This is a genomic window from Marivita cryptomonadis (assembly GCF_002115725.1).
Lineage (GTDB): Bacteria > Pseudomonadota > Alphaproteobacteria > Rhodobacterales > Rhodobacteraceae > Marivita > Marivita cryptomonadis.
On record NZ_JFKD01000018.1, the window covers coordinates 71,526 to 81,919 of the forward strand.

Genomic DNA, 10,394 nt, shown 5'->3' on the forward strand with positions numbered 1-10,394 from the left:
TTTGGTGGACTCCGCATCGGTGTCGCTAAAGCGCGTCTATGTATCAGCCATGGGATTTTGCGAAACGCCCACGCATGATCTGAATCCCGTCGAATCCCCACATAACCGTCAACCCGATCCCGAGAAGCACGGCGTTGTAACTGAAAATGTTTCCGGATGCGCCGACGGATGTTGCGAGGAAGAGCATCACAATGAACGCGATGAGATAGAACAAGCCGCGCACAGGCCGTCCGGCTGGATAACAGTGGAGGCCGAGAAATCCGCCGAAATACCAAAGTGCGCCGGTTGCCACACGCTGTCCTACGCTTGTTTTGGCTTTGGTGGAGGGCGGCGGCGGGGGTGTCCCGGCGCCGCAGTTCGCACAATTCGGCACATCAAGAGCAACGGATGATCCGCAATAGGCGCAGGCGGTGGCAGGCTGCCTTTGCACACGCTTCAAGGTATTGAGGCCGAACGCGACAAGACCTTTCAAAGGGCCATTTTTCAGATGTGCGGAAACACTGGTCTGCACGGTATCCAAAAAGGTTTTGTGACTCTCATGATGGGACTGAAACATCGCATGCCCTTTCTTAAATATCACTGACAGCGATAGAAAACGAATGCGGCGGCCTTTGGTCCAAAGCGCGCCCATTTGCGGGAAAAGCAGCGCGCAGGGTTGTGGCATCCCATTGGCATGTGCAGCGGCACTGGCCCCCCTCTGCAATCCGTGGCAGAACCGCAGGTGAATGCAAAAACAGGGCGCGCGACATGGCATTTGGCAAAGGACATCACCTTCACCTGATCGACGGCTCGGCCTTCATCTTTCGCGCATACCACGCGCTGCCGCCGCTTACGCGCAAATCCGACGGTCTGCCAATCGGGGCTGTCAGCGGGTTTTGCAACATGCTGCAACGCTATGTCGAAGGGAATGCCGGGTCGGACGTGACCCATGTTGCGGTGATCTTTGACAAAGGCAGCCATACGTTCCGCAATGACATGTATGACCAGTACAAGGCCAACCGCGAAGCGATGCCAGAAGACCTGCGTCCGCAAATTCCTTTGACCCGCCGTGCCACCGAGGCGTTCAACATCGCCTGCGAAGAGTTGGAGGGCTACGAGGCCGACGACATCATCGCCACCTTGGCCGTGCAGGGGCGTAAGGCTGGTGGGCGGGTGACGATTATCAGCTCCGACAAGGACCTGATGCAGTTGGTGGGCGACGGGGTCGAAATGTTCGATGCCATGAAGAACCGCACCATTGATCGCGAGGGCGTTTTCGAGAAATTCGGTGTCTATCCGGAACGGGTGGTCGATGTGCAGGCTTTGGCCGGCGACAGCGTCGACAACGTGCCCGGCGCGCCCGGCATCGGGATCAAGACTGCAGCGCTGTTGATCAATGAGTTTGGGTCGCTGGAAGAGTTGTTGGACCGCGCAGGCGAGATCAAGCAACCCAAACGCCGCGAGACCCTGATCGAAAAGCGCGACCAGATCGAGATGTCGAAAAAGCTGGTTCTGCTGGACGAGAACACGCCGCTTGGGTTCACTATCGACGATCTAGAGGTGCGCGACCCCGATCCCGATAAGCTGATGACGTTCTTGGCCGAGATGGAGTTCCGAACGCTTACCAAACGCATCGCGGAGGCGCTCAAGGTCGAGGCGCCCGCCATCCCCGACACGACGCCCGAAGGCGCGAATCCTCCGTCCGGGGATGCCCCGGAATTGCCTGCGATGGACACTTCCCATTACGAATGTGTGCGGGATTTGAAGGCTCTTCAGGCTTGGATCGATGCAGCAAATGAAACGGGCTGGGTGGCGTTTGACACGGAAACCACAGGTCTGAATGAAATGACCGCTGATCTCGTCGGCATCTCGCTCTGTGTTGAGCCGGGAAAGGCATGTTACATTCCGCTGCTTCACCGTGCGGAGGGTGGTGAGGGTCTGTTCGGCTCTGATGATCTGGCCGACGGGCAGGTGCCATTGGACGACGCGCTGGCCGCTTTGAAACCGCTGTTGGAAGACCCGGCGGTGATGAAGATCGGCCAGAACATGAAATACGACGCCAAAATCATGGCGCGTTTGGGGATCAGTGTCGCGCCCATCGACGACACGATGCTCATGTCCTATGCGATGAATGCGGGTCTGCACGGGCATGGGATGGATACTTTGGCCGAGCGCTATCTGGGCCACACGCCGATCCCGATCAAGGACTTGCTGGGCAGTGGCAAAAGTCAAATCACCTTTGACCGCGTGCCCATCGACAAAGCCGTGCCTTATGCGGCCGAGGATGCAGAGGTCACGTTGCGCCTGTGGCAGATGTTCAAGCCGCAGCTTCACCAGACCAAGGTGACACGCGTCTATGAAAGCATGGAGCGGCCTTTGGTGCCGGTGCTGGCCAAGATGGAGATGGCGGGGATCAAAGTGGATCGCGATACGCTGTCGCGCATGTCCAATGCGTTCAGCCAGAAGATGGCGGGATTGGAGGACGAGATTTACGAGCTTGTAGGTCGCAAGTTCAACGTCGGCTCACCCAAGCAGTTGGGCGAGATCCTGTTCGATGAGATGGGATTGGAAGGCGGCAAGCGCGGGAAAACAGGCGCTTATGCTACTGGTGCTGACGTGCTGGAGGATCTGGCGACTGAACACGAATTGCCGCGCCGGGTGCTGGACTGGCGGCAGTTGAGCAAGCTGAAGTCGACCTATACCGACGCCTTGCAAGACCATATCAACCGCGAGACGGGCCGGGTTCATACGTCCTATTCCATCGCCGGGGCCAACACCGGGCGTCTGGCCTCGACCGATCCCAACCTGCAGAACATCCCGATCCGCACCGAGGAAGGCCGCCGCATCCGCGAGGCGTTTGTGGCCGAAGACGGCAAGACGCTGGTGGCACTGGATTATTCCCAGATCGAACTGCGCATCCTTGCCCATATCGCCGACATTCAGGCCCTTAAAGACGCGTTCAAAGAGGGGCAGGATATTCACGCCGCCACCGCGTCCGAGATGTTCAACGTGCCATTGGACGAGATGACACCAGATGTGCGCCGTCAGGCCAAGGCGATCAATTTTGGTGTGATCTACGGGATCAGCGGTTTCGGCCTTGCCCGCAATCTTCGCATCCCGCGGGCCGAAGCGCAGGGCTTCATCGACCGCTATTTCGAACGCTTCCCCGGCATCAAGGCCTATATGGATGACACGACCGAGTTCGCCAAAAAGCACAACCGGGTCGAAACCCTGTTTGGCCGGGTGATCCACACCCCCGAGATCAACGCCAAAGGCCCGCGCGCCGGGTTCGCCAAGCGCGCAGCGATCAACGCGCCGATCCAGGGAACGGCGGCGGACATCATTCGGCGGGCGATGATCCGGATGCCGGATGCAATTGCTAAGCTGTCCGCGAAGATGCTGTTGCAGGTGCATGACGAATTGCTGTTCGAGGTGGAACAAGGCGCCGAGGACGAACTGATCAAGGTCGCGCGTGAGGTGATGGAAGGCGCTGCTGATCCGGTGGTCCACCTGACGGTGCCGCTGATTGCCGATGCAGGGCAAGGCAAGAACTGGGCCGAGGCGCATTGATGCGGGGAAGAGATTTCGAAATCTCTTCCAAAGGCTCTTCGAAGAGCCTTTGGTGCCCATGACCTCTCTCAGGATTCCGAACCGCACTGCGCGCCAGCTGTGGCTGCAGGTCAATGGTCTGAGAGACACGCCGACAGGACCGTTGGAACTCAAGGCGCAGATCCATGATCTGGGTTTCGTGCAGCTAGACACAATCCAGGTCGTATCGCGGGCGCATCATCACATCCTTTGGAGCCGCAACCAGACCTACCGCGAGCCGATGATGGACCGATGTCTTGCCAAAGACCGGGCCGTTTTCGAACATTTCACCCATGATGCGTCCGTCCTGCCGATGGCATTCCTGCCAATGTGGCAGCGTCAGTTCCGGCGGATGCGAGACAAGGTCAGCCGGTCGTCGTGGTACGGCAAACATCTGGCCGAAGATCACCTTGACCACATCCGCCGCCGCATCACCGAGGAAGGGCCGCTTTCAACCCATGACTTCGACACCAAGATCCAAGGCGCGCGCGAGATGTGGAAACGCCCGCCGCACAAGATCGGGCTGGATTACCTTTGGTATGCCGGGGAATTGGCGACCTATCACCGGGACGGCTTTACCAAGTATTACGATCTTGCCGAACGGGTGTTTCCCGAAGACTTACGCACCCACGACATACCGGATCGCGACCAGATCGACTGGTTGTGTCATGCGGCGTTGGATCGGATCGGGATCGGGACTTTGGGCGAGATCCGCAAGTTCTGGGATGCGACAGAGGTGTCCGAGGTGGCGGACTGGGCTGACCGCCATGCTGCAACACTGGTTCCCGTAGACATCGAGTCAGCAGATGGTGGCTGGACCAAAGCCTGTGCCGCGCCGGATATCGAAGAACGGATCGCAAACCTTGGACAACCCACGTCGCGGTTGCGCATCCTCAACCCGTTCGACCCCGCGATCCGTGACAGGGTGCGGTTGAAGCGGCTTTTCGGGTTTGACTACACGGTCGAGATGTTCGTGCCTGCCGCCAAGCGGGTTTGGGGGTATTACGTGTATCCCCTGCTGGAAGGAGACCGTTTTGTCGGGCGCGTCGAGGTCAAGGGGGATCGCAAGCAAAGCACCCTGACGGTGCAGAACCTCTGGTGGGAACCGGGTGTCCGGCCGTCGGCGCAGCGGGTTCGCAAGCTCGAGAGCGAACTGGTGCGCTTTGCACGGTTGGCGGGGGTGGCGGACATTGTCTGGCAAACACCCCCGGCGTGACCCCGGTTCGCCGGATCAGATCAATCCGGCGGTCTTGAACAGGTCTTGCAGGTTGTCTACGGGGCGTGGTCCGATATGGGAGATCACTTCGGCGGCCGCCACGCATCCCATGCGCCCTGCGGTGTCCATGTCGCGCCCTGTGGCAAGGCCGTAAAGGAACCCGGCGGCAAACTGGTCGCCAGCGCCTGTGGCATCGACCGGCACAACCTTTTCGACGGGAATGTCAAAACGTGCGCCTTCGTGGATGATCGACACACCATCGCCTGATCGTGTGCAGACCACCAACGGGCAGATTGTGGCGACAGCAGCCAGATCGGCTTCCAGATCGTTGTTCTGATAAAGCGACATGATCTCGGCCTCGTTGCCGATCACGTAGTCCATTTCGTGCTCGATCAGGTTCAGAAAATCGTCGCGGTGGCGTTCCACGCAGAACGGGTCGGAAATTGCGATCCCTGCTTTGCCCCCTGCGGCGCGGCAGGTGCGGGCAGTGCGGATGAACGCGTCTTTGCCCTTGTCCTTGTCGAAGAGATAGCCTTCGAGAAACACCACTTCGGCCTCAGACGCCACATCTTCGGACACGTCTTCAGGCCCCAATTCAGCCGAGATGCCCAGATAGGTGTTCATTGACCGCTCGCCATCCGGCGAGACAAAGATCATCGACCGAGAGGTCGGCAATTCACCCCCCGGCACCGGCGCGTTGACGAAATCGGTGCCGTCTTTTTCCATCGCTTCTGCGTAGAACCGCCCCAAAGCATCGTCATGCACCCGCCCGATAAAGGCGGTGCGCAGGCCCAGATTGCCAAGACCGGCCAGCGTGTTGGCCACCGATCCGCCCGGCGTCTGCACGCGTTCCTTCATCGCCGCATAGAGCGTTTCGCCGCGTTCGCGTTCGACCAGCTGCATGATGCCTTTCTGGATGCCCATCAGGTCCAGAAATGTGTCTTCTGCGCGAGCGATCACGTCGACAACGGCATTGCCGATCCCGACAACCTGGTATTTCTTGCTCATTCGGTTTTGTCCTCGAATTGACAGAGTTCGCGGATCACGCAGACGCCGCATTTGGGTTTTCGGGCAACGCAGGTGTAGCGCCCGTGCAGGATCAGCCAGTGATGGGCGTGATGTTGAAAATCGACTGGGATATGGTCTTCGATGGCGCGTTCGACAGCGACCACGTCTTTGCCGGGGCAGATGCCGGTGCGGTTGCCGACGCGGAAGATATGCGTGTCCACCGCCTGACTTGGATGGCCCCACCACATGTTCAGAACCACATTGGCCGTCTTGCGCCCCACGCCCGGCAGGCCTTCCAGTGCGGCGCGGGAATTGGGCACTTCGCCGCCATATTGATCGACAAGGATCTGGCTTAGCTTGATGACGTTCTTGGCCTTGTTACGGTAAAGGCCGATCGTTTTGATGTGTTGGGTCACACCCTCTTCGCCAAGCGCCAGCATCTTTTCCGGCGTGTCGGCGATCTTGAACAACTCTCTTGTCGCCTTGTTCACCCCTACATCGGTCGCCTGCGCTGACAGCGCGACGGCAACGACCAGCGTATAGGCATTGACGTGCTCAAGCTCGCCCTTGGGTTCGGGGTCCAACGCCTGAAAGCGGGTAAAGATCTCGCGGATCGTGTGATAATCGAGTTGTTTTGCCATCGCCGCTTTATGACCGCCGGCGGAGGGGGGCTGCAACGGAAAACTGACGTTACTTGGTCAGACGTCCCCCGGCCATCAGCGCCGGATCGATGGCAATAACGACATGATACGGCGATGGTCCAAAGCCAAGCTGCGTGCACAGCGCCTCGGACGGGGTGTTGCTGGTGCGGATGCCGGTAAAAAACTCGGTCATGCCGTGCCGACGGTTCATTTCGTCCAGCACTATTGCACCAAGACGGCTGGCGATGCCCTCGCCCCGTCGGTCCGGGTGGGTGGACAGCATGCCCCACCAGCACAGTCCCGGCCAGTCTGAGGCGGGGTGGTACATCTCGACCGAGGCAGAGGTGCCGACGATCCGCCCCGACGGTTCGGCCACATAAGCGCAGACTGCGGGCCGTTCGAGGCCGCGCATGAATGGCCCGAGCGGCAACATCATGTCACAAGCCTGCGTCACCGCATCAAGACCGGCCATGATTGCGGCCGGGGTGTCTGGCCCCACGAGGCCAAGGGTCAGGTCTTCGGCAAAGGGCCGCACTGCCAAACGCGCGCGGGCCAAGGTCAGGGTTTCAGCGCCGCTGCGCCAATCGACGAAGCTGTCGGTTTTCAGCCCTTCGGCCTCCAGCGCGGCACAGCGGGCGGCAACATCCGCCTCTGGGACATGCTCGCAGGCGGCTGCACCCATCTCGCGGGCCATGGCGATCTGACGCGACAGCGGAGCGACCTCGGGCGATGCCAGCCCCAGCGCACGTCCATGGGTGACAATGGCGGGATCGTCGCGCAGGTGTTTCCAACTTGCCCATACCCGAGCCTGCAGCGCCTGCGAGGAAGGGGGGCCAAAGGTTTCAACGCTCTCGGTCATGGTTCAGCATGGCACGACACTGCGGCTTTCCAAAGTGGTATCGCGTAAAGCGCAAAAACCGGGTCGCGCCGCGCGCGCGGTTGCGCCAAACAGGAGCGCAAATATGGCAATGAGGGGCCACACCATGTCCGAGACCCAAGGCTATCATTTCCACGTCATGCGCCGCGCGCTTGATGTGATCGACGCAAGCGGACCGGCTGTTTCGCTCGATGACCTTGCAGCCCAGATGAACATGAGTCCCGCGCATTTCCAACGAGTGTTCTCGCGCTGGGTGGGCGTCAGTCCGAAACGCTATCAGCAATACCTGACGCTGGGCCATGCCAAGGCGCTTTTGGCCGAACGCTTTACCACGCTGGAGACCGCCCACGAGGCAGGATTGTCCGGTGGCGGACGGCTGCACGATCTCTTCCTGCGTTGGGAGGCGATGAGCCCCGGTGACTTTGCCCGCAAGGGCGAGGGTCTTACGGTGTATTGGGGTTGGTTCGACAGTCCGTTTGGACCCGCGCTCGTGATGGGCACGGAAAAGGGTCTATGCGGCATTGGCTTTGGCGCTGAATGCACCGAGGCTGAAGCGATGCTCGATCTTCAAAGCCGTTGGCCCAATGCAACCTATGTCGAAGCACCAGACAAGCTTGATCCTTGGGTGCGCAGCGCCTTTGGACAGGCCGACGGTGACGTTCCCTTGTTCATGATCGGCGCACCGTTCCAGATCAAGGTGTGGGAGGCGCTGATGCAGATCCCCTCGGGCCATGTCACCACCTATTCCGAGATCGCTGAATTCATCGGTCACCCAAAGGCGGTGCGTGCGGTTGGAACGGCCGTGGGCCGCAACCCGATCAGCTACCTTATCCCCTGCCATCGCGCGTTGCGCAAATCCGGTGGATTGGGCGGCTATCACTGGGGTCTGCCCGTCAAACGCAGCATCCTTGCGTGGGAATCCGCGCGCGTCGAAGCCTGAGCCCTGCGCGGAAATGCGCCGATTTCCCCGCGACAATCGGGTTCTGCCGGGGTATGTTATCGCATAGCAGCAAAGAGACCCTTACAATCGGGCATAGATAGACGAGGCAAAAACCTATGACATTTACAAAACTCCCCATGACCGTCGCGCTGTGCAGCGCCATCGCACTCTCGGCGTGTACGACCGGCAATTTCAACAACCCGAACGATCCGAACCGCCAAACCAAAAATGGCGCTTTGATCGGTGCGGGAACCGGTGCAGTGATTGGCGCTCTGATGGGCAACGATCCCGAAGAGCGTCGCCGCAACGCTGCCGCAGGTGCGATCCTTGGTGCCGGTGGCGGTGCTCTCATCGGTAACCAGCTTGACAAGCAAGAGGCTGATCTGCGCGCCCAGATGGGCAACAGCAACGTCAACATCCAGAACACCGGCGACCGTCTGATTGTGACGCTGCCGCAGGACATCCTGTTCGCGACCGACAGCGCAACGCTGCGTCCTGACTTGCAACGCGACCTGCGCACCGTCGGTCAAAGCTTGTTGGCCTATCCGGACACCACCGTTCAGGTTCTTGGCCATACCGATAACACAGGTGATGCAGGGTATAACCTGAACCTGTCGCGTCAGCGTGCGCAATCCGTTGCGAACATCCTGATGACCGAAGGTGTTCCTTCGTTCCGTATCCAAAGCATTGGTCGCGGTGAAGATCAGCCGCTTGCAAGCAATCTCACACCGGAAGGCCGGGCGCAGAACCGTCGGGTCGAGATTGTGATCCTGCCCAACGCCTGATCACTGACTATGTCCAACATCAAGGCCCGTATCTTCGTGATGCGGGTCTTTTTCTTACGGCTGGTCGCTTTTCGCTTGTCGGAAGGACGGCGTGCGCCACCTGTCATGATGATTGGTACGGAGTAGACTTATGACAGATTTGAAGCTTGTGGGCCTGTGCGGATCTTTGCGTGGTGCCTCGACCAACCGACTTCTCATGCTGGAAGCCGCACGGCGCTTTGGGGAGGCGGAATTCATCGAAGGTGATCTGCGGTTGCCGCTATACGATGGAGATCTGGAAGATCAGTCCGGCATACCCGAGGCGGTGCAAATTTTGGCCGACCAAATAGCAGCGGCAGATGCTGTCATTGTCGCGACCCCTGAATACAACAAGGGGATCTCGGGTGTGCTGAAAAATGCGTTGGACTGGATCAGTCGGACGAAAGGAACACCTTGGGCCAATAAACCCGTTGCCATAATGTCGGCTGCGGCTGGCCGCGCCGGAGGAGAGCGGACCCAAAACATGGCGCGCCTGTGCCTCACGCCGTTTCGCCCTCTTCTGTTGACCGGACCTGAAGTGATGGTCGCGGCGACGTCAAAGCAGTGGGATGATCAGGGACGGCTTATCAATGAATTGAATGCCAAGGCCTTGGATGATCTCATGCAGGCCTTGCGCCATCATGCGGTTGCGCACCGGTCTGCCTGATCAGCAGCCGGTGGCTTTCGTGACAACGCTGACGGTTTTCAGCATGACGGTCAGGTCCTGCGCCAGGGTTACCTTGCGCAGATATTCTGCGTCGTAGCTGGCACGCTCGGCAAAGCTGCTTTCGTTGCGGACAGACACCTGCCAGAAGCCAGTGATACCGGGGCGCAGTGCATAGTATGCCGAACCCGGGTACATTGACTGCTGCTCGACCATCATCGGGCGCGGTCCAACCAGCGACATGTCGCCTTTCAGAACGTTCCAAAGCTGCGGCAGCTCATCCAGTGATGTCTTGCGCAGGATTTGGCCGACTTTCGTGATCCGCGGGTCGTTGCGCAGCTTCTGGTTCCGGTCCCACTCAAAGCGGGCAGCCGTGTTTGTGCGCAGGTGCTCTTCAAGCGCGGCGTCCGCATTCATGACCATGCTGCGGAGCTTCCACATCTTGAAGGTCTTGCCGAACCGACCAACGCGTGTCTGGTGGTAGAACGGAACTCCGCCGTCCTTGGCGATCATCACGGCGCAGATGGCGATGACCAGCAGAACTGCCGGGGCGGCCATGACGACAAGAAAGATGTCGAGAGCCCGCTTGAAGTAATTACGATAGACGTCGCTCTTGTTCGACTTCGAGAACGCGGCATTCACCATCGTTTCGATTTCGACGCTCGGTCCTGGTTGCCC

At 59.6% G+C, this 10,394-nt stretch carries 10 protein-coding genes; 5 read left to right on the forward strand and 5 right to left on the reverse strand.

What is annotated here, in order from left to right; all coding sequences use genetic code 11:
• Positions 1-43: 43 nt before the first annotated feature.
• The gene (locus MCRY_RS17910; RefSeq protein ID WP_138487771.1) at positions 44-631 is read right to left on the reverse strand and encodes a hypothetical protein; all 588 of its coding nucleotides are present in this window, start codon (positions 629-631) and stop codon (positions 44-46) included.
• 116 nt (positions 632-747) lie between these two features.
• Here MCRY_RS17910 and polA point away from each other — a divergent pair, with 116 nt between their 5' ends.
• Positions 748-3,549 (forward strand): DNA polymerase I, encoded by a 2,802-nt coding sequence (gene polA, locus MCRY_RS17915; RefSeq protein WP_085632417.1) that lies wholly within the window; start codon positions 748-750, stop codon positions 3,547-3,549.
• A gap of 58 nt (positions 3,550-3,607) precedes the next feature.
• Complete coding sequence (locus MCRY_RS17920) at positions 3,608-4,783, forward strand: winged helix-turn-helix domain-containing protein (protein WP_085632419.1); 1,176 nt, start codon at positions 3,608-3,610, stop codon at positions 4,781-4,783.
• 15 nt (positions 4,784-4,798) lie between these two features.
• Here the strand turns inward: MCRY_RS17920 and MCRY_RS17925 are convergent, their stop codons facing one another.
• The 3 genes from MCRY_RS17925 to MCRY_RS17935 are packed head-to-tail and all read right to left on the reverse strand — an operon-like array spanning position 4,799 to position 7,291.
• Positions 4,799-5,791, reverse strand: coding sequence for an adenosine kinase (locus MCRY_RS17925; protein WP_085632421.1), 993 nt, complete (start codon positions 5,789-5,791; stop codon positions 4,799-4,801).
• Entirely contained in the window at positions 5,788-6,432 is a 645-nt protein-coding gene (nth, locus tag MCRY_RS17930; protein WP_085632423.1) for an endonuclease III, read from the reverse strand. Before nth ends, MCRY_RS17925 begins: the two co-directional genes overlap by 4 nt.
• A gap of 49 nt (positions 6,433-6,481) precedes the next feature.
• Positions 6,482-7,291, reverse strand: a complete 810-nt coding sequence (locus MCRY_RS17935) for a GNAT family N-acetyltransferase (protein WP_085632424.1) — start codon at positions 7,289-7,291, stop codon at positions 6,482-6,484.
• A gap of 124 nt (positions 7,292-7,415) precedes the next feature.
• On the opposite strand from MCRY_RS17935, the gene MCRY_RS17940 reads away from it, so the two are divergent.
• The 3 genes from MCRY_RS17940 (at position 7,416) to MCRY_RS17950 (ending at position 9,719) form a co-directional block, all read left to right on the forward strand.
• Positions 7,416-8,249: a methylated-DNA--[protein]-cysteine S-methyltransferase gene (locus MCRY_RS17940; RefSeq protein ID WP_085632441.1), complete on the forward strand. Its 834-nt coding sequence runs from the start codon at positions 7,416-7,418 to the stop codon at positions 8,247-8,249.
• Positions 8,250-8,365: 116 nt separating this feature from the next.
• On the forward strand, positions 8,366-9,034 hold the full coding sequence (locus MCRY_RS17945) for a YiaD family glycine zipper/OmpA-like lipoprotein (protein ID WP_085632426.1): 669 nt from the start codon (positions 8,366-8,368) through the stop codon (positions 9,032-9,034).
• A gap of 130 nt (positions 9,035-9,164) precedes the next feature.
• Positions 9,165-9,719, forward strand: coding sequence for an NADPH-dependent FMN reductase (locus tag MCRY_RS17950; RefSeq protein WP_085632428.1), 555 nt, complete (start codon positions 9,165-9,167; stop codon positions 9,717-9,719).
• Here the strand turns inward: MCRY_RS17950 and MCRY_RS17955 are convergent.
• Positions 9,720-10,394: sugar transferase (locus MCRY_RS17955; RefSeq protein WP_342351696.1), on the reverse strand; the 675-nt coding region annotated here is incomplete at its 5' end.

Bases quoted from the DNA above. Each gene is read 5' to 3' on its own strand.
- nth (WP_085632423.1), bottom strand. From the start codon at position 6,432: ATGGCAAAACAACTCGATTATCACACGATCCGCGAGATCTTTACCCGC.
- MCRY_RS17950 (WP_085632428.1), top strand. From the start codon at position 9,165: ATGACAGATTTGAAGCTTGTGGGCCTGTGCGGATCTTTGCGTGGTGCC.
- MCRY_RS17945 (WP_085632426.1), top strand. From the start codon at position 8,366: ATGACATTTACAAAACTCCCCATGACCGTCGCGCTGTGCAGCGCCATC.
- MCRY_RS17925 (WP_085632421.1), bottom strand. From the start codon at position 5,791: ATGAGCAAGAAATACCAGGTTGTCGGGATCGGCAATGCCGTTGTCGAC.
- MCRY_RS17910 (WP_138487771.1), bottom strand. From the start codon at position 631: ATGGGCGCGCTTTGGACCAAAGGCCGCCGCATTCGTTTTCTATCGCTG.
- MCRY_RS17920 (WP_085632419.1), top strand. From the start codon at position 3,608: ATGACCTCTCTCAGGATTCCGAACCGCACTGCGCGCCAGCTGTGGCTG.
- polA (WP_085632417.1), top strand. From the start codon at position 748: ATGGCATTTGGCAAAGGACATCACCTTCACCTGATCGACGGCTCGGCC.
- MCRY_RS17940 (WP_085632441.1), top strand. From the start codon at position 7,416: ATGTCCGAGACCCAAGGCTATCATTTCCACGTCATGCGCCGCGCGCTT.
- MCRY_RS17935 (WP_085632424.1), bottom strand. From the start codon at position 7,291: ATGACCGAGAGCGTTGAAACCTTTGGCCCCCCTTCCTCGCAGGCGCTG.